Annotated in this window: 18 protein-coding genes; 13 read left to right on the top strand and 5 right to left on the bottom strand. The window is 72.0% G+C overall.

Translation table 11 applies throughout. From position 1 onward, the window contains the following. Nucleotides 1–11 precede the first annotated feature (11 nt). Complete coding sequence (locus Sri02f_RS02230) at nt 12–1,001, top strand: adenosine deaminase (RefSeq protein WP_167467469.1); 990 nt, start codon at nt 12–14, stop codon at nt 999–1,001. Nucleotides 1,002–1,084: 83 nt separating this feature from the next. Here Sri02f_RS02230 and Sri02f_RS02225 read toward each other — a convergent pair whose 3' ends face one another. Further along, entirely contained in the window at nt 1,085–2,374 is a 1,290-nt protein-coding gene (locus Sri02f_RS02225) for an MFS transporter (RefSeq protein ID WP_108999353.1), read from the bottom strand. A 174-nt stretch (nt 2,375–2,548) separates the two neighbouring features. Further along, nucleotides 2,549–3,331: an IclR family transcriptional regulator gene (locus Sri02f_RS02220; protein ID WP_108999352.1), complete on the bottom strand. Its 783-nt coding sequence runs from the start codon at nt 3,329–3,331 to the stop codon at nt 2,549–2,551. A 206-nt stretch (nt 3,332–3,537) separates the two neighbouring features. Between Sri02f_RS02220 and Sri02f_RS02215 the strand changes: the two genes are divergently transcribed. The 11 genes from Sri02f_RS02215 to Sri02f_RS02165 all read left to right on the top strand — a co-directional run bounded on the left by Sri02f_RS02215 (nt 3,538) and on the right by Sri02f_RS02165 (nt 15,333). Beyond that, entirely contained in the window at nt 3,538–4,443 is a 906-nt protein-coding gene (locus Sri02f_RS02215; protein WP_245970406.1) for a 5-dehydro-4-deoxyglucarate dehydratase, read from the top strand. Further along, the gene (locus tag Sri02f_RS02210) at nt 4,440–5,735 is read left to right on the top strand and encodes a glucarate dehydratase family protein (RefSeq protein ID WP_108999350.1); all 1,296 of its coding nucleotides are present in this window, start codon (nt 4,440–4,442) and stop codon (nt 5,733–5,735) included. Before Sri02f_RS02215 ends, Sri02f_RS02210 begins: the two co-directional genes overlap by 4 nt. Before the next feature lie 255 nt (nt 5,736–5,990). Further along, complete coding sequence (locus tag Sri02f_RS02205) at nt 5,991–7,148, top strand: carbohydrate kinase family protein (RefSeq protein ID WP_108999349.1); 1,158 nt, start codon at nt 5,991–5,993, stop codon at nt 7,146–7,148. 136 nt (nt 7,149–7,284) lie between these two features. Further along, nucleotides 7,285–9,423: a PhoH family protein gene (locus tag Sri02f_RS02200; RefSeq protein WP_108999348.1), complete on the top strand. Its 2,139-nt coding sequence runs from the start codon at nt 7,285–7,287 to the stop codon at nt 9,421–9,423. A gap of 13 nt (nt 9,424–9,436) precedes the next feature. Continuing rightward, complete coding sequence (gene ybeY / locus Sri02f_RS02195) at nt 9,437–9,934, top strand: rRNA maturation RNase YbeY (RefSeq protein WP_108999347.1); 498 nt, start codon at nt 9,437–9,439, stop codon at nt 9,932–9,934. Further along, a complete protein-coding gene (locus Sri02f_RS02190; protein WP_108999346.1) occupies nt 9,931–11,238 on the top strand; it encodes a hemolysin family protein in 1,308 nt (435 codons plus the stop codon). The genes ybeY and Sri02f_RS02190 overlap by 4 nt, the downstream gene beginning before the upstream one ends. After that, nucleotides 11,235–11,594, top strand: coding sequence for an MmcQ/YjbR family DNA-binding protein (locus tag Sri02f_RS02185; RefSeq protein ID WP_108999345.1), 360 nt, complete (start codon nt 11,235–11,237; stop codon nt 11,592–11,594). Before Sri02f_RS02190 ends, Sri02f_RS02185 begins: the two co-directional genes overlap by 4 nt. Before the next feature lie 73 nt (nt 11,595–11,667). Next, nucleotides 11,668–12,021, top strand: coding sequence for a cytidine deaminase (locus Sri02f_RS02180; protein ID WP_108999344.1), 354 nt, complete (start codon nt 11,668–11,670; stop codon nt 12,019–12,021). Nucleotides 12,022–12,248: 227 nt separating this feature from the next. Continuing rightward, complete coding sequence (locus Sri02f_RS02175; RefSeq protein WP_108999343.1) at nt 12,249–12,722, top strand: hypothetical protein; 474 nt, start codon at nt 12,249–12,251, stop codon at nt 12,720–12,722. Nucleotides 12,723–12,900: 178 nt separating this feature from the next. Further along, a complete protein-coding gene (locus Sri02f_RS02170; protein ID WP_108999342.1) occupies nt 12,901–14,232 on the top strand; it encodes a beta-xylosidase in 1,332 nt (443 codons plus the stop codon). A gap of 90 nt (nt 14,233–14,322) precedes the next feature. Next, nucleotides 14,323–15,333 carry a WxL protein peptidoglycan domain-containing protein gene (locus Sri02f_RS02165; RefSeq protein WP_108999341.1) on the top strand — a complete coding sequence of 337 codons (1,011 nt, stop codon included), beginning with the start codon at nt 14,323–14,325 and terminating at the stop codon, nt 15,331–15,333. Here the strand turns inward: Sri02f_RS02165 and Sri02f_RS02160 are convergent. Further along, nucleotides 15,330–15,668, bottom strand: a complete 339-nt coding sequence (locus Sri02f_RS02160; protein ID WP_108999340.1) for a P-II family nitrogen regulator — start codon at nt 15,666–15,668, stop codon at nt 15,330–15,332. The genes Sri02f_RS02165 and Sri02f_RS02160 overlap by 4 nt on opposite strands. Further along, nucleotides 15,665–16,975: an ammonium transporter gene (locus Sri02f_RS02155; protein WP_108999339.1), complete on the bottom strand. Its 1,311-nt coding sequence runs from the start codon at nt 16,973–16,975 to the stop codon at nt 15,665–15,667. Before Sri02f_RS02155 ends, Sri02f_RS02160 begins: the two co-directional genes overlap by 4 nt. Before the next feature lie 173 nt (nt 16,976–17,148). On the opposite strand from Sri02f_RS02155, the gene era reads away from it, so the two are divergent. Next, nucleotides 17,149–18,102 (top strand): GTPase Era, encoded by a 954-nt coding sequence (gene era, locus Sri02f_RS02150; RefSeq protein WP_167467468.1) that lies wholly within the window; start codon nt 17,149–17,151, stop codon nt 18,100–18,102. Nucleotides 18,103–18,132: 30 nt separating this feature from the next. Here the strand turns inward: era and Sri02f_RS02145 are convergent, their stop codons facing one another. Then, nucleotides 18,133–18,981: a helix-turn-helix transcriptional regulator gene (locus tag Sri02f_RS02145; protein WP_108999337.1), complete on the bottom strand. Its 849-nt coding sequence runs from the start codon at nt 18,979–18,981 to the stop codon at nt 18,133–18,135. Nucleotides 18,982–19,138: the final 157 nt, after the last annotated feature.

Raw genomic sequence — 19,138 nt, 5'->3', positions numbered from 1 at the left:
ACGATGCTTTGATGCCCATCCCCAAAGCTGAACTGCACCTGCACATCGAAGGCACCCTGGAGCCCGAGCTGGCTTTCGAGCTGGCCGCCCGCAACGGCGTCGAGCTGCCCTACGCCGACACCGAGGCGCTCCGTGAGGCGTACCGGTTCGAGGACCTGCAGTCGTTCCTGAACCTGTACTACGAGCTGATGGCGGTGCTGCGCACCGAGCGGGACTTCGAGGACCTGGCCAACGCCTACCTCGCCCGGGCGGCCGCCCAGGGCGTGCGGCACGCGGAGATCTTCTTCGACCCGCAGGCCCATCTCGCGCGGGGCGTCGGCATGGGCACGGTCGTGGACGGGCTGTGGCGGGCGCTGGGCAGCAGCGAGGACGTGCACGGCGTCTCCACCCGGCTGATCCTCTGCTTCCTGCGCGACGAGTCCGCCGAGTCGGCCCTGGAGACGCTGGACGCGGCGAAGCCCTACCTCGACCGGATCATCGGCATCGGGCTGGACTCGGCCGAGGTCGGGCATCCGCCGGTGAAGTTCCGCGAGGTGTACGAGGCCGCGGCCGCGCTCGGGCTGCGGCGGGTGGCGCACGCCGGTGAGGAGGGGCCGCCGGAGTACATCACCGAGGCGCTGGACGTCCTCGGCGTCGAGCGCGTCGACCACGGCCTGCGCTGCATGGAGGACCCTGCGCTGGTGGAGCGGCTGGTGCGGGAGCGGATCCCGCTGACCCTGTGTCCGCTGTCCAACGTCCGGCTGCGCACCGTCGACGTCCTCGCCGAGCATCCGCTGCCGGCCATGCTCGACGCGGGGCTCGTCTGCACCGTCAACTCCGACGACCCCGCCTACTTCGGCGGTTACGCCGGCGACAACTTCGACGCCGTGCGCACGAGCCTAGGCCTGAGCGGGGAGCGGCTGCGCGAGCTGGCCCGCAACTCCTTCGTCGCCTCCTTCCTGGAGGACGACGAGGAGCGGCGGGCGCGGTGTCTCGCGGAGGTGGAGGCCTACACCTTCTGAGCGGATCGCCGCCCGGGTCCGTGTTCCGCCCGGACTCCGCCCGGATCCGTGTTCCGCCCGGACCCGGCCGACGCGGTCCGGCGTCAGGCCCCGGACCCGGGCGCGGCGCCGGCCGGGCGGGGGCCTGCGGTGTCGTAGGCGTCCCGGACGGGCAGGGCCGGGGCCTCCACCGCGATCTCGACCACCTCGACCGGCAGCTGGTCCGCCGCGCCGCCCCGCCGCCGGATCCCGCCGGCGAGCAGCGGCCGTCCGCCCGTGTGCAGGGCCACGGCCGTCATCGGCACGGCGACGACGAGCAGCCCCGCCCCCAGCACCAGCCCCATCACCGGGAATCCGGCCTGCGCGGACAGCACGCTCCCGGTCAGCGGCCCGGCCGCGGTCCCGAGCGAGGACGCCGATCCGACCAGCACCGCCCAGCGGCCGCGCCGGTCCAGCGAGGCGGCGAGCCCGATCAGGTACGACAGCACGATCGGGTACAGGACGTTCCAGGAGATCTCGCCGGCCGCGAAGCTCAGCGGCCCGGTCGCCGACGCGGCGGCGACGACGCACCCCGCGATCAGCACGGTCCCGACGCCGATGGGCGCCGCCCGCCCCAGCCGCGTCCCGAGCGCGCTCGCGCCCAGCACGCCCATGAGCCCGGCCCCCAGGGCCACCGCGAAGACCACGCCGACGGCGGCCTCGGACAGATGGGCCTGGGTCAGGCCGATGCGTCCGCTCACGCCCCAGAGGGAGTTCTGCACCAGAGACCAGCAGGGCATCGCGGCGGCCAGGACGAGGCCGGAACGCAGGTGGGGAAGGCGGGCACGGTCCTCGGTGCGGAGGTGCGCGCCGGCCGTGCGGGCGGGCAGCCGTCCGGTCAGCGGCCACACCGCCAGCGCGGTGAGCGCGATCGCGGCCAGCGGCTGCCCGTGCCCCGCGCCCAGGTGCGGGACCGTCAGATAGACGACGCCCGCGAGCGCGGAGACCCCGAGCAGGCCCAGTGTGGAGGTGCGGTGCGGGTCGGGCTGGGCGGCGATCCGGGTGGCGGCGACGGTGGTGACGGCGCCGGAGCCGATCCCGCCGAGGACCGCGCCCGCGACCACGGCCGGCACGGCGCCGGCGAGGGCGGCGCCGCCGTATCCGAGGACGGCGAGGACCAGACCGAGGCGGGCGAGGGTGCGCGCCCCGATCCGCTCCACGCGGGAGGCGAGCAGGAAGCCGGCGCAGGCCGAGCCGAGCAGCAGCGCGCTGCCGACGGCGCCGGCCTGGGTGGCGGACAGCGGAAGCCCGGCGTCCAGCCGGCCGACCACGGTCGGCAGCAGATAGGGGGCGAGGTACCCGGCCGTGAAAAGGGCGACGACGGGCCAGGGCACGGTGGTGCGAGGGGCGAACACGGGCGTTCCAGGGCATGCGGAAGGGGCGGCACGAAAAGGGGGTGGAGCGCCGACCGTCGACGGACAGGAACGCGCGGGCAATTTGTATCAAGCACGCGGTGCGAGAAGAAGCCCGGGGTGGGTGATGTGGATCACTGCGCGTTTGGAGCGGGGCCCACCGGGTAGAAGCGCGCGTCATCGCCAGTCGGCGTCGCGGCCGGAACCGGGCGCCGCCGCCTCGATCTTGGCCCTGATCTCCCGCATCACCGCGACGATCCGCTCCTCGTGATCCGGCGTCAGCCGGGACACCGGCACCGAGCAGCTGATCGCGTCCTGGGCGGGAACGTCGTAGCGCAGGGCGAAGCCGAAGCCCACGATGCCGAGAACGCCCTCCTCGCGGTCCACGGAGTAGCCGCGCGCCCGCACCTCGGCGAGGTCGGCCAGCAGCGCCTCCCGGCTGGTGCGGGAGTGCGGGGTGAGCGCCTCGTAGGGGCCGTCGGGCAGGTCGCCGTCCGGCCGCCCGGCGAGCAGCGCCTTGCCGAGCGCCCCCGCGTGCGCGGGCAGCCGCCGCCCGACCCGGCTGATCGTGCGCAGGTATTCGTGCGACTCGCGCGTCGCCAGATAGGCCACGCCCCGGCCGTCCAGCCGCCCCAGGTGGATGGTCTCGCCCAGCGCCTCGGACGCCTCGTCGAGAAAGGGCCGCACCAGACGGACACGCGGGTCGGAGTCGAGGTAGCTCGTGCCGGTCAGCAGGGCGTGGATGCCGATGCCGTAGAGGGAGCCGGTGGCGTCCGTGCGCACCCAGCCCCGGCCGATCAGGGTCTGCAGCAGCGCGTACATCGAGCTGCGCGGCACCGCCAGCTCGTCGGCCAGCTCCTGCAGCCGGGCGGGCCGGTCCGCGCGCGCCGCGAGCAGTTCCAGCAGCTCGACCGTGCGCGCCGCGGACTTCACCTCGCGGACGCCCCCTGTCTCCGACATGTGCCGATCGTAAGGGCCGCGGCGGCTCCATTGACGGGCAGCGTTCGTGTATCTAACCTCCATCTTCATACATGGATGACGTCTACATAGGGAGATGGACACGGGTGGGCCTCGACAGAGACGCGACGCAGGACACGGCCCGGGACGCCGCAGAGGGCTCCACCGGGGCAGCGGCAGGGGACACCGTCCGGCGCCTGCGGGACGGCATGGCCCGAGGAGTGCTGTCCTTCCCGCTCACCAGCTTCCACGACGACGGCTCCCTCGACCCCGACGGCTTCCGCGCCCATGTCGCGGCCCAGATCGCCACCGCCCCCGGCGCCCTCTTCCCCGCCTGCGGCACCGGCGAGTTCTTCTCCCTCGACGAGGACGAGTACCGGCAGATCGTGACGATCGCCGTCGAGGAGGCCGCCGGCCGCCTGCCCGTCGTCGCCGGCGCCGGCTACGGCTGGGCCCAGGCCGCCCGCTTCGCCCGCATCGCCGAACAGGCCGGCGCCGACGCCCTCCTCGTCCTCCCGCACTACCTCGTCGCCGCCCCGCAGGACGGCCTCGTCGCCCAGCTGGAGCAGATCGCCGCCCGCACCCGCCTGCCCCTCATCGCCTACCAGCGCGGTCAGGTCGCCTTCACCGCCGCGTCCCTGAGGCGCATCGCCCGCATCCCGAACGTCGTCGGCCTCAAGGACGGCCACAGCGACCTCGACCGCCTCCAGCGCCTCACCCTCGCCGCACCCGAGGACTTCCTCTTCTTCAACGGCGCGGCCACCGCCGAGATCCAGGCCCGCGCCTACGCCACCGTCGGCGTCCCCGCCTACTCCTCAGCCGTCCACGCCTTCGCCCCCGAGATCGCGAACGCCTTCTTCGCCGCCCTGCGCGACGGCGACGGCGGGGACGGCAAAGCGGTGGAGCGGCTGCTGCGCGACTTCTACGTCCCGCTCGTCGAACTCCGCGACCGCGTGCCGGGCTACGCCGTGTCCCTGGTCAAGGCCGCGGCCCGCCTGCGCGGCCGCCCCGTCGGACCGGTCCGCGCCCCGCTCACCGAGCCCTCGCCCGCCGACCTGGCCGCTCTCACGACCCTCCTGACCACCGGCCTCGACCTCGTAGGAGCCGCCCTGTGAGCCCCGACCTCACGATCACGGACGTCCGCCTGACCCCGATCCTCGTCGCCGACCCGCCCCTGCTCAACACCCAGGGCGTCCACCAGCCGTACACCCCCCGGCTGATCGTGGAGGTCGAGACCGCGGACGGGGTCACCGGCGTCGGCGAGACCTACGGCGACACCAAGTACCTGGAACTCGCCCGCCCCTTCGCCGACCGGCTGACCGGTCGTCAGGTCAGCGATCTGAACGCGCTGTTCACGATCGCCGACGACGTGTCCGTCGACGGCTCCCGGATCTCCTCACAGGTGGACGTGGGCGGACTGCGCGGCGTCCAGACCGCCGGCAAACTGCGCCTGTCCGTCGTCTCCGCCTTCGAGGTCGCCTGCCTCGACGCCCTCGGCAAGGCGCTCGGCCTGCCCGTGCACGCACTGCTCGGCGGCAAGGTGCGCGACGCCGTCGAGTACAGCGCCTACCTCTTCTACAAGTGGGCCGACCACCCCGAGGGCGTCCCCGCCGAGAAGGACGACTGGGGCGCCGCCCTCGACCCGGCCTCCGTGGTCGAACAGGCCCGGCGCTTCAAGGAGCGCTACGGCTTCACCTCCTTCAAGCTCAAGGGCGGCGTCTTCCCGCCCGACGAGGAGATCGCCGCCGTCCGGGCCCTCGCCGAGGCCTTCCCCGGACACCCCCTGCGGCTCGACCCCAACGGCGCCTGGTCCGTGCCCACCTCGCTGCGGGTCGCCCGCGAGATCGGCGACCTCCTCGAATACCTGGAGGACCCCGCCCTCGGCACCCCGGCCATGGCCGAGGTCGCCGCGGGGACCGGCGTGCCGCTCGCCACCAACATGTGCGTGACCACGTTCGCCGAGATCAAGGAGGCCTTCGCCCGCGACGCCGTCCAGGTCGTCCTCTCCGACCACCACTACTGGGGCGGACTGCGCAACACCCGCGAACTGGCCGCCGTCTGCCGCACGTTCGGCGTGGGCGTCTCCATGCACTCCAACACCCACCTCGGGATCTCCCTGGCCGCGATGACCCACGTCGCCGCCACCGTCCCCGACCTCCACCACGCGTGCGACTCCCACTATCCCTGGCAGTCCGAGGACGTCCTCACCGAACGGCTCGCCTTCGACGACGGCAAGGTGGCCGTCTCCGACACGCCCGGCCTCGGCGTCGAACTCGACCGGGACAGGCTGGACTTCCTCCACCGGCGCTGGCTGGACGACGACGGCGCGCTGCGCGAGCGCGACGACGCGGCCGCCATGCGCGTCGCCGAACCCGGGTGGATCACGCCGTCCGTCCCCCGCTGGTGACCCGCCGGCGCGCTCCCTCGCGGTGACGCGGTGACGCCGTGACGCGGTGACGCGGTGACGCGGTGACGCGGTGACGCCGTGACGCCGTGACGCCATGACGCCGTGACGCCGTGACGCCGTGACGCGGTGGGCGCCGGGCCGCCCACCGCCGTGGACACCGGGCCCGACGCCGCGGCGCCCCCGGCGTGACGCGCCGCCCGTCGTCGGCGGTGTGGTGCACACTGGCCAGATCGGCACCACGTCAGGGAGCGCACCGTGACCGCGTCATACGCGTCCGTCGGAGAGGGACACCGCCGCCACACCGGCCAGAACCGCCCGGCCGCCCGGGTCGACCCCCTGGCCGCCCGGCGCGCCCCCGACGATCCGCCCTGGGACGTCTACCTCACCGGGGACGTCTTCCTCGACATCGTCTTCACCGGGCTCGACTCCGCCCCGGTGCGCGGCACCGAGTCCTGGGCGCGCGGCATGGGATCGAGCCCCGGCGGCGTCGCCAACATGGCCACCGCGCTCGCCCGCCTCGGCCTGCGCACCTCCCTCGCCGCCGCCTTCGGCGACGACCACTACGGCGAGTACTGCTGGGATGCCCTCGAACACGGCGAGGGCATCGACCTCAGCACCTCGCGCACGGTCCCCGGCTGGCACTCCTCCGTCACCGTCTCCATGGCGTACGAGGGGGAGCGCACCATGGTCTCGCACGGCCACGAACCGCCCTCCGAGGAGCCCGCACCCGAGTTCCCCCCGCACGCCCGCGCCGCCGTCGCCTCCCTCACCCCCGGCCGGAGCGCCCCCTGGATCGCCCAGGCCGCGAGCCGGGGCACCCGCGTCTTCGCCGACGTCGGCTGGGACGACACCGGCGCCTGGGACCTGGCCGGACTCACCGACCTGGAGCACTGCGAGGCCTTCCTGCCGAACGCGGAGGAGGCCATGCGCTACACCGGCGCCGCCTGCCCCCGCGCCGCCGCCCACGCCCTCACCGCGCACGTGCCGCTCGCGGTCGTCACGCTGGGCGCGGAGGGCGCCTACGCCGTCGACCGGCGTACCGGCGAGTCCGCCGAGGTCCCGGCCATCGCCGTCGAGGCGCTCGACCCCACCGGCGCCGGGGACGTCTTCGTGGCCGGCTTCGTCACCGGCACCCTGGCGGACTGGCCGCTCGCCGACCGGCTCGCCTTCGCCGGCCTCACCGCGGCCCTCTCCGTCCAGGAGTTCGGCGGCTCGCTCTCCGCCCCGGGCTGGTCCGAGATCGCCGCCTGGTGGCGCAAGGTCCAGTCGGTGCAGGGCCAGGACCCCGAGGCGCTGCAGCGGTACGCGTTCCTGGAGCGCCTGCTGCCCACGCTGCTCCCGGAGGCGGAGGACGCGGCCCCGTGGCCCCTGCGCAGGGCCGTCCCGACGATCGGTTTCGGCCGTTCGGCATAGCCGCTGGAATGGTCGCCGGGGCATGACAAAACCACTACGGCGTTGTCGGTGCCCTGGCGTACCCTTGGACTCGCCAGGCCGCCCTCGTGGCAGGCGAGACGCATCCGGGAGGACGTAAAGGCCCTCGGGCCGGTCTATGACTGAGACACCCACAGCTCAGACGCCCGCGCAGGGCAAGGCGAGAGCACAGTTCACCGTTCCCGCCCAGCACCCCATGGTGACCGTGCTGGGATCCGGCGACTCCCTGCTGCGCGTGATCGAGACGGCCTTCCCGGCGGCCGACATCCACGTCCGGGGCAACGAGGTCAGCGCGACGGGCGAGGTGCGGGAAGTCGCCCTCATCCAGCGACTGTTCGACGAGATGATGCTGGTGCTCCGCACCGGGCAGCCGATGACGGAGGACGCAGTGGAACGCTCGATCGCCATGCTGCGGGCGAGTGAGAACGGGACGAGTGACGGCCAGGAGACCCCGGCCGAGGTTCTGACGCAGAACATCCTGTCCTCGCGCGGCCGCACCATCAGACCCAAGACCCTCAACCAGAAGCGGTACGTCGACGCGATCGACAAGCACACGATCGTCTTCGGCATCGGCCCCGCGGGCACCGGCAAGACCTACCTGGCCATGGCCAAGGCGGTCCAGGCCCTCCAGTCCAAGCAGGTCAACCGCATCATCCTGACCCGGCCGGCGGTCGAGGCCGGAGAACGCCTCGGCTTCCTCCCCGGCACCCTCTACGAGAAGATCGACCCCTACCTGCGTCCGCTGTACGACGCCCTGCACGACATGCTGGACCCGGACTCGATCCCGAAGCTGATGGCAGCGGGAACCATCGAGGTGGCGCCGCTGGCGTACATGCGGGGTCGCTCGCAACCGCTCTTCACGAACGTCCTGACGCCGGACGGATGGCGTCCCATCGGAGACCTTCAGGTCGGTGACCTCGTCATCGGCTCGAACGGTGAGCCGACGCCGGTCCTCGGCGTGTATCCGCAGGGCGAGCGTGACATCTACCGCGTGACGGCCCAGGACGGTTCCTGGACCCTTTGCTGCGGTGAGCACCTGTGGACGGTCCGCACGGCCTCGGACAGGCGTCGAAACAAGCCGTGGCGGGTCCTGGAGACCCAGGAGATGATCGGTGACCTGCGGGCGGCTCATGCCCGCCGGTACGAGCTGCCGATGCTGACGGCACCGGTCTGCCTCCCCGAGCGCGGGGTCCCCATGGACCCGTACGCGCTGGGGTTGCTGCTGGGCGACGGGTGCCTCACCGGGTCCACCACGCCGTCCTTCGCAACGGAGGACCCGGAGCTGGCCCAGGCGTTGGAAGGCGCTCTTCCCGGTGTCGCGGTGCGGCACCGGAGCGGACCCGACTACGTCCTCAACCGGATCAAATCCCCCGGGGACGTGGTCACCCTGGAGAACCCCGTGACACGGGTTCTGCGCGAACTGGACCTGCTGCGCACGCGTTCGCACAGCAAGTTCGTCCCCGACGACTACCTGTACAACTCGGCCGAGGTCCGTCTTGCCGTGCTGCAAGGCCTGCTCGACTCCGATGGCGGTTCCGTCACGCAGAGGGACCGCACGTGCCGCATCCAGTACACGACGACGTCGATTCTGCTCCGTGACGACGTGATCTCGCTCGTGCAGTCGCTGGGCGGCGTCGCTTACACCCGCCGCAGGGCCGCCGAAGGCCGCAAGCCCGGTCTCGCGAAGGGCCGGGAGGTCCTGTACCGGTACGACGCCCACGTCGTCGACATCCGCCTCCCCGAAGACGTCGAGCCCTTCCGTCTCGCGCGCAAGCGCGAGAAGTACCTGGCGGCCGGAGGCGGCGGACGTCCGATGCGGTTCATCGACAGCATCGAGCCCGCGGGCCGGGAGGAGACGGTCTGCATCCAGGTGGCGGCCGAGGACTCCCTCTACGTCACCAGCGACTACCTGCTGACGCACAACACGCTCAATGACGCCTTCATCATCCTGGACGAGGCCCAGAACACGAGTCCCGAGCAGATGAAGATGTTCCTCACCCGGCTCGGCTTCGACTCGAAGATCGTGATCACGGGTGACGTGACGCAGGTCGACCTGCCGGGCGGCACCAAGTCGGGTCTGCGGCAGGTTCAGGACATCCTCGAAGGCGTCGACGACGTGCACTTCTCCCGCCTGTCGTCCCAGGACGTCGTCCGGCACAAGCTGGTCGGCCGTATCGTCGACGCGTACGAGAAGTACGACAGCGATAACGGTACGGAGAACGGCACCCACAAGGGCGGCCGCAACAAGCGGAAGTAGACAAGCCAGCACCATGTCGATCGACGTCAACAACGAGTCCGGAACCGAGGTCGACGAGCAGGCGATCCTCGACATCGCCCGCTACGCCCTCGCGCGGATGCGCATCCACCCGCTCTCCGAGCTCTCGGTGATCGTCGTGGACGCCGACGCCATGGAGCAGCTGCACATCCAGTGGATGGACCTGCCCGGCCCGACGGATGTCATGTCCTTCCCGATGGACGAGCTGCGCCCTCCGTCGAAGGACGACGACGAGCCGCCGCAGGGCCTCCTCGGCGACATCGTCCTGTGTCCCGAGGTCGCCGAGCGGCAGGGCAAGGAAGCGCCCACGCAGCACTCCATGGACGAGGAGCTCGCACTGCTCACCGTCCACGGGGTGCTGCACCTGCTCGGGTACGACCACGAGGAGCCCGACGAGAAGGCCGAGATGTTCGGTCTGCAGGCCGCCATCGTGGACGGCTGGCGTGCGGAGAGGGGCCTGACCGGTCCTTCCCCGGCCCCCACCGTGTCATGAGTCCCACCCTCGTCGCCGGCGCGATCGCCCTGGTCGTCGTCGCCTGGCTCGCCGCCTGCGCGGAGGCGGGCCTCGCGCGCGTCTCCAGCTTCCGCGCCGAGGAAGCCGTGCGTTCCGGGCGGCGGGGAAGCGCCAAGCTCGCGCAGATCGCCGCCGACCCGACCCGCTACCTCAACGTGGCGCTGCTGGTCCGGGTGGCCTGCGAGATGGCGGCCGCGGCGCTGGTCACCTACGCCTGCCTCCAGCAGATCGACGGCACGGCCCCGGCGCTGTTCGCGGCGATCGGCGTGATGGTCCTCGTCTCGTACGTCGCCGTCGGCGTGTCTCCGCGGACCATCGGCCGCCAGCACCCGCTGAACACCGCGACGGCGGCCGCGTACGTGCTGCTCCCGCTGGCCCGGATCATGGGCCCGATCCCGTCGCTGCTGATCCTCATCGGCAATGCGCTCACCCCCGGCAAGGGCTTCCGCCGCGGCCCCTTCGCCTCCGAGGCGGAGCTGCGCGCGCTGGTCGACCTCGCCGAGAAGGAGTCGCTGATCGAGGACGACGAGCGCCGCATGGTGCACTCGGTCTTCGAGCTGGGCGACACTCTCGTACGGGAGGTGATGGTCCCGCGGACCGACCTCGTCGTCATCGAGCGCTACAAGACGATCCGCCAGGCCCTGACCCTCGCCCTGCGCTCCGGGTTCTCCCGCATACCCGTGACCGGCGAGAACGAGGACGACATCGTCGGCATCGTGTATCTGAAGGACCTGGTCCGCAAGACGCACATCAGCCGCGACGCCGAGGGCGAGCTGGTGTCGACGGCCATGCGGCCCGCCGCGTTCGTGCCCGACACGAAGAACGCCGGCGACCTGCTGCGGGAGATGCAGCAGGACCGCAACCACGTCGCCGTCGTCATCGACGAGTACGGCGGCACGGCCGGCATCGTCACCATCGAGGACATCCTCGAGGAGATCGTCGGTGAGATCACCGACGAGTACGACCGCGAGCTGCCGCCCGTGGAGGAGCTCGGCGACGACCGCTACCGGGTCACCGCCCGTCTCGACATCACCGACCTGGGCGAGCTGTACGGCCTGGAGGAGTACGACGACGAGGACGTGGAGACCGTCGGCGGTCTGCTCGCCAAGGCCCTGGGCCGGGTGCCCATCGCCGGGGCCTCCTCCGAGGTCGGGCTGCCCGACGGACGCAAGCTGCGGCTGACGGCGGAGGCCGCGGCCGGCCGCCGCAACAAGATCGTGACGGTGCTGGTCGAGCCGGTGGACCCGGCGGATCCGGCGGGGGAGGAGACGAGTCCCGAGTGACGCCTCAGCAACTGCGCGCCTTCTGTCTGTCCTTCAACGCGGTGACCGAGGAGTTCCCCTTCCGGCCGGAGATCCCGGTGTTCAAGGTCCTGGGCAAGATGTTCGCGCTGACCTGGGCCGGCGAGCGGCCCCTGAAGGTCAACCTCAAGTGCGACCCCGAGGACGCGGTCCGGCTGCGCGCTGAGCATCCGGGTCTGATCGACCCCGGGTATCACATGAACAAACGTCACTGGAATACGGTCACGGTGGACGGCGACCTCCCGGACCGGCTGGTCAGGGAGCTGATCGAGGACTCCTACGACCTGGTGGTGGCGGGCCTGCCGCGCGCCGAGCGACTGCGCCTGGACCGGCCCTGACGCGACGCCGCCCGGTCCGGGAGGACCTACCCCTCGTCCGGGCGGGCGGGCCGGTCCTTCGTATGCTCGGGGCATGACCGACAGCAACGCGCTCGACCCCGAGGACCGCAAGATCGTCACCCTGGCCCGTTCCGCGCGGGCCCGCAACGGTGTGCCGGAGGGCGCCGCCGTACGGGACGACACGGGACGTACGTACGTCGCCGCGACGGTGGAGCTGCCGTCGCTGCGGCTGAGCGCGTTGCGGACGGCGGTGGCGATGGCGGTGGCGTCCGGCGCGCGGTCGCTGGAGGCGGCGGCGGTGGTGACGTCGTCGGAGGGCGCCGCCGAGGACGATCTCGCCGCCGTGCGGGACCTCGGCGGGCCGGGGACGCCGGTGCTGCTGGCTTCGCCCGACGGGACGGTCCGGCTGACGCTCTCCGCGGGCTGACGCTCTCCGCGTGCTGCCCCTCTTTCGCGGGCTGCCGCCCTTCTCCGGCCGAGTGCCGTAACTAGGCCGGAATTCGGCCTTGCCGCGCCCCGGTCCGTCCCGCATCAATGAGACCGTAAGTTCCGACGGACCGTCAGATCCACCCCCCACCGGCACCGGTGTCCGCACCCACCCGTCCCGTTTTCGGCCGTCCGTCTCCCCACATCCGGGAAGGAGCCGGAAACATCATGAGAGGCAAACGAATCGGATCAGGTGCGGCACTGCTGGCCGGGACCCTCGCGGTCACCGGGCTGGCGTTCGCGCCCTCTGCCGCCGCCGTCACGCCGACGACGGCCACCACGACCGCGAACTGCGGTCTGTTCGGCGGCGGCGCCGCCACCCTCACGGCCACCCAGAGCGGCACCGCGGCCACCCTCACTCTCTCGTCCACCGCGATCACCGCGCCGATCCCGATCGGCGCGAACAGCATCAGCTCGACGCTCACCATGGCGAACTCGACCGGCGCCGCACGGGTCTTCAGCGGCACGGTGAACCCCGCCATGGCCACCGGCGCCCCGATCGTGGTCGGGCCGCTCAACGGGACCGTGGCCGCCGGTGACAGGCTCGACTTCTACAAGGGCTCCCTGAAGATGGTCGTCTTCGGGATCACCGTCACCTGTACGGCCTCCGGGCCCCAGTCGCCCGGACCGTTCGTGTTCTGACCGACAGCTGCTGGGAACAGTGCCAGTGGACCGTCAGTTCTCCTGCTGCAGCAGGAAGCTGACGGTCCATCAGTTGACCTCGCCGTCTCCATTGACTTCTCGTGCGATCGGCATCTCAATGCCCCCTGTCGGCGCAGAAGAGCCGCTGCGCCCGCACTCCCCGGAGGAGGGGGCAACCATGGCTTCACCCCGAAGGTCCCGAAGTTCCCGAAGACGACGCTGGGCATCGCTGCTCGGGGTCACCGTGCTCGCGGTCACCGCGGGCGGCGCGCTGGCGTGCCCCGCCGGCGCCGCGACCGACGTCAGCTTCCCCACGCACTGCATCCCGCCGGCGATCGCGGGCCTCCCGCCGATCGACGGCACCACCACCGCGAAGGTCACCGCGGACAACACCAGCCCCAAGGTCGGCGACACCGTCACCGTCACGTACACGGTGGTCACGCCCGCCGCCAACAACCCCACCGACCTGGCCCTGCCGGCCGACATCATGACGCCGACGGGCAAGGTCACCCTCGGCGGCGCACAAACCGGCAGCGTCACCGTCACGGGCCCGAAGAAGAACGACCCGGTGCCCGGCAAGGGCGTCTTCCCGTCGTTCTCCATGACGGGCACCTTCACGGTCACCTCGCCCGGCGCGATCACCCTCTCGCCCGGCGACTACAACATCCACACCAGCTACATCCTGGAACTCGACACGCCCTGCACGGTGACCAACCCGCCGGCCCCGGTGTCGGAGACGGTCACGGCGGCCGACAACCCGCCCGCCAACACCCGTGCCATCTCCCTGGGTTCGGCCTCCGGCAGTCAGGGCGCGGCCGTCGCCGTCACCGGCAGCGGCTTCACCGCGGGCGCGTCGGTGACGCTCGCCGGGCGCTCCGCGTCCGCCCAGACCGCGGACACGGCGACCGTGACCGCGGACGCCCAGGGCAGGATCTCCGGCTCGCTCGTCGTCAGCGACCTCACCACGACCGGTGTGGTGGCGTACGAGGGCGGCGCCTGGAGTCCGGACCTCGGGGCCGGGCCGGTCGCGTACGTCGTGATCGACGACCATCCCGTGCCGGCGGGCAGTCAGAAGGTGACCACCACGGTCCGGGCGGGCACGCTGTCGATGTCCCAGGCCGGGGACGCCGTCCAGCTGTCCGCGGTCCAGTTCGGCCAGGGCGGCGCCTCGACCGGCGCCCTGCAGACCGTCACCGTCAAGGACTTCCGCGGCGGGCCCGCGGGCTGGTCCCTGACCGGCAAGGTCACCGACTTCAGCGGCCCCGGAGCCAAGATCGACGCCGGCAAGCTGAGCTGGACGCCCGCGTGCACGACCAAGGCGGGTTCCCCGAGCACCTGTCAGGCCGGCTCGGCGGGCACCGTGGGAGCCTCCGGGGCGACCCTGGCGTCGACGCCCGACGGCACGGCCACCGGCGGCGAGTTCACCGCCGACGCGCAACTGTCCCTCGACGTACCGGCGTTCACGCCCGCGGGCAGCTACTCCGGCGTCCTGACCCTCACGCTCACCTGAGCGTACGCATCACGTCCACCGGTGGCCGGGCGCCCACCCCGCAGGGGTCCGCACCCGCCCGTCCGCCCAGTCCGTGGGGGTCCCGCAGCTATGCGCAAGCCGTACGTCCTCCTCCTGCCCCTCCTGCCGTTCCTGCTCTGCCTGCTGTTCGCCGCGCCCGCCCGGGCCGCCGACAACGGCAGCTGGTCCGTCTACCCCGTCTCCTCGGCCGTCGCCGCGCGGCCGTATTTCTACGTCTCCGCCGACCCCGGGCAGACGATCGAGGACAAGGTCGTCGTCGCCAACAAGACGGACCGGCCCCTGACGTTCCGGCTCTACGCCGCCGACGCCTACAACACCGCGCGCGACGGTGGGTTCGCCGTGAAGTCGCGGGGCGAGCGGATGCGGGGCGTGGGCGCGTGGGCGAAGCTCCCACGAGAGCGGGTCACCGTCCCCGGCCACGGGACCGTCACCGTGCCCTTCACCGTCGAGGTGCCCGAGGGCGCCGAACCCGGCGACCATCCGGGGGCGATCGTCGCCCTCGACGAACGGGTCGACAACGGCGACGGCTCCCTGGCGCTCGGCGTGCAGCGGGCGGTCGGCGCCCGCGTCTACCTCCAGGTCGGCGGCCCCACCCTGCCCGCCCTGGCCGTCGAGAACGTGCGGATCAGCCACCACCAGCCCCTGATCCCGGGCCTCGGCGACAGCACGGCGACGATCTCCTACACGCTGCACAACACGGGCAACGTCACCCTGGAACCGCGGGTGCGGCTGACCGCGAACGGCCTGTTCGGCCGTACCCTCCTCACCCGCGACCTGAGGAAGATCCCCTCCCAGCTGCTCCCGGGCCAGCGCGTCCGCCTCACCGAGCGCTGGGCCCACGCCCCCCAGTTCGACCGGGCGGACGTCAGGCTGACGGCGAGCGCCACCAGGACGACGGAGTCGGCGAGGGCGTCCTTCGTGGCGGTGCCGTGGCCGGCGGTGGGGACCGTGGCGGCGGTGATCGCGGCAGGGGTGTGGCTCCTGATCAGACGCCGGCGAGAGCGCGAAGGGGCGCGGGGAACTGCGCGACCGACCCCCACGAACCCGCGGCCGAGACTCAGCCGAACCGCCGGAGGCTAGAGCGCGTCCGGCCCCCGTTCGCCCGTCCGGACCCGTACGACCGTCTCGACCGGCACCGCCCACACCTTGCCGTCGCCGATCTTGCCGGTGTGCGCGGCGCGCACGATCGCGTCGATCACGGTCTCGGAGTCGGCGTCCTCGACGACGACCTCGATACGGACCTTGGGCACGAGGTCGATCTGGTACTCGGCGCCCCGGTACACCTCGGTGTGGCCGCGCTGCCGGCCGTAGCCGCTGGCCTCGGTCACGGTCAGGCCGTGCACGCCGAGCTCCTGCAGTGCCGTCTTGACCTCGTCGAGGCGGTAAGGCTTGACGATCGCGGTGATGAGCTTCATTCCTGTGGCTTGACCTTCTGGGCGGAGAGGAGGGAGTGCGCGGAGACCGGGGCGCCATGGCCCAGGACGCCGTGATCGTATGCCGTCTCGGCGTGCACCGTAAGGTCCAGCCCGGTGTGCTCGTGGTCCTCGTCCGCCCGCAGCCCGATCACCCTGTCGAGCAGCTTGCCGATGCCGAACGTCACGGTGAAGGCGTACGCCGCCACGACGGCCACGGCGACCAGCTGCCTGCCGAGCTGGGCGAGCCCGCCGCCGTACAGCAGGCCCTGCGCGCCGCCGGTCATGCCGTCCACCGCGAAGACGCCGATCAGCAGCGTGCCGATGACGCCGCCGACCAGGTGCACGCCCACCACGTCGAGGGAGTCGTCGTAGTTCAGCTTGAACTTCCAGCCGACGGCGTACGAGCAGACGACGCCGGCGGCCAGGCCCACGACCAGCGCGCCGAGCAGGGAGACGGAGCCGCAGGACGGGGTGATCGCCACCAGACCCGCGACCGCTCCCGAGGCCGCGCCCAGTGTCGTCGGGTGGCCGTCGCGCTTCTGCTCGACGAAGAGCCAGCCCAGCAGACCGGTGCAGCCGGCGGTCAGGGTGTTGAGGAAGGCGGCGGCCGCCAGCCCGTTCGCGCCCAGGGCGGAGCCCGCGTTGAAGCCGAACCAGCCGAACCAGAGCAGGCCCGCGCCCAGCATCACCATGGGCAGGTTGTGCGGACGCATCGCGTCCTTCTTGAAGCCCAGGCGTGGGCCGAGGACCAGGCACAGCGCCAGACCGGAGGCGCCGGAGGTGATCTCGACCGGGAGTCCGCCGGCGAAGTCCAGCGCGCCGAGCCGGTCCAGGATCCAGCCGCCGGGGCCCCAGACCCAGTGGGCGACGGGAACGTATACGAGGAGCGCCCAGACCGGCACGAAGACCAGCCATGCCCCGAATTTCGCCCGGTCCGCGATCGCGCCGCTGATCAGCGCCGCCGTGATGATCGCGAAGGTGAGCTGGAAGGTGGCGAACAGCAGGGTCGGGACGGTTCCCTGGACGCTGTCCGGACCCAGGCCCGCCATGCCGGCGTGGTCCAGGCCGCCGATCAGTCCGCCCGCGACGTCGTCGCCGAAGGCGAGGGAGTAGCCGGCCGCCAGCCACACCACGGTGACCAGCGCGATCGACACAAAGCTCATCATGAGCATGTTGAGGACGCTCTTCGTGCGGACCATGCCGCCGTAGAAGAGGGCCAGGCCCGGGGTCATCAGCAGGACGAGGGCGGTGGCGGCGAGCAGCCAGGCGGTGTCGCCGGTGTTCGCGTGGGCGGCGGCCAGAGTCACGGGGTCTCCAACGATGCGGGGGCTCGTCAGAGGTTCACCGCCCCGCGTTTCCGGTTGTGCACGGATGTGTTTCCGTGACGTTTCATTGCGTGGAGGTTTCCGGTAGCTCACCGGAGAGGGGTCTGCCGCTCGTGTGTACGGCGGGGCTTCGCGAATCAGGGAGAATGGGGGGCATGAGCGTTCGCAACCTGTCATCCGAGCAGTCGGCCGAGTCCGCCCACCGTGCCGGCTTCGCCTGCTTCGTGGGCCGCCCCAACGCGGGCAAGTCCACCCTCACGAACGCTCTGGTCGGGAAGAAGGTGGCGATCACCTCGAACCGTCCGCAGACCACCCGGCACACGGTCCGGGGCATCGTGCACCGCCCCGACGCCCAGCTGATCCTGGTGGACACCCCGGGGCTGCACAAGCCGCGCACCCTGCTCGGCGAGCGGCTGAACGACGTCGTGCGCACCACCTGGGCCGAGGTCGACGTCATCGGCTTCTGCCTGCCGGCCAACGAGAAGCTGGGCCCCGGCGACCGGTTCATCGCCAAGGAGCTCGCCGGGATCAAGCGCACCCCGAAGATCGCGGTCGTCACCAAGACCGACCTCGTGGACTCCAAGGCGCTCGCCGAGCAGCTCATCGCCATCGACCTGCTCGGCAAGGAGCTGGGCATCGAGTGGGCGCAGATCGTGCCGGTCTCGGCGGTCGCCGGCGAGCAGGTCGAGCTGCTGGCCGACCTGCTCATCCCGATGATGCCGGACAGCCCGCCGCTGTACCCCGAGGGCGACCTCACGGACGAGCCCGAGCAGGTGATGGTCGCCGAGCTGATCCGCGAGGCGGCGCTGGAGGGCGTCCGCGACGAGCTGCCGCACTCCATCGCGGTCGTCGTCGAGGAGATGCTCCCGCGCGAGGACCGACCCGCCGACAAGCCGCTGCTGGACATCCACGCCAACATCTACATCGAGCGCCCCAGCCAGAAGGGCATCATCATCGGCCCCAAGGGCAAGCGCCTGAAGGACGTCGGCATCAAGTCCCGCAAACAGATCGAGGCCCTGCTCGGCACGCCCGTCTTCCTGGACCTCCACGTGAAGGTCGCCAAGGACTGGCAGCGTGACCCGAAGCAGTTGCGCAGGCTGGGGTTCTGAGGGCGCGGCGGGGCGCTCCGGGAGGGGTTTCTAGACGGCCGGCGAGGCCATGTCCTGGAGCCCCACCACGCGCAGCAGCCGCAGCCGTTCGTAGGACTCCGTGTCCGGGCGGGCCGTGTGGACGACCAGGAGCTGGTGGTGCTCGTGGCTGAGCAGCACCTCGCAGTCCAGGTCGAGCAGTCCGACCACCGGGTGCAGGAAGCGTTTGGTCGCCCTGTGCCTCATGGACACCTCGTGTGCGTCCCAGAGCCGGGCGAACTGCTCGCTCCCGGCGCGTAGTTCGGCCACCAGCGCGGCCGGTTCCGGGTCGTCGGGACGGGCGGCGGTCACCGCGCGCAGATTGGCCACATGGGCGCGGGCGTGGTCGGGGCGGTCCTCCGGCGGGAACAGGCCGCGCGCGTCGGGGAAGAGGAAGTACAGGCGCACGAGATTGCGCTCGGGCCGGGGGCGGGACATCACATCGTGGGTCAGCGCCCTGGCCATCGCGTTCTGCGCCAGGACCTCGCCGCAGTCGGTGAGCACCTGCGCCGGTGTGTCGACCAGCCGGTCCAGGATCAGCATCAGCCCGGGCGACACATGCGTCGACGCCGTCTCCCGGCGCGGGGGCTCCTCGCCGACCAGGTGGAAGAGGTGGTCGCGCTCATCGACGGTCAGCCGCAGGGCGCGGGCCAGCGCCGACAGCATCTGCCGCGACGGGCGGGGGCCCCGGCGCTGTTCCAGCCGTGTGTAGTAGTCCACCGACATGCCGGCCAGCTGCGCCACCTCCTCCCGGCGCAGGCCCGGCGTACGGCGGCGCGCGCCCGGGGCCAGACCCACGTCCGAGGGGGTCAGGCGGGCGCGCCCGCGGCGCAGGAAGTCGGCGAGTTCGGTGCGGTTCACCCTCCCAGGCTGCGCCAGACCGCCCGGCTTTGCCAGGGACTGCCGGTCCCCTGATCCACGCGTCTCTCCCGCTCCTCGCGGCCCGGCCGGAGGGTGGTGGCACCACACCGAACAGGCCGAACAGGCCGAACAGGCCGAACGGGCCAAGAGGAGCGGA

It is taken from the genome of Streptomyces rishiriensis (genome assembly GCF_003112535.1).
GTDB lineage: Bacteria > Actinomycetota > Actinomycetes > Streptomycetales > Streptomycetaceae > Streptomyces > Streptomyces rishiriensis.
This window is presented reverse-complemented; position numbering and strand designations above follow the sequence as displayed.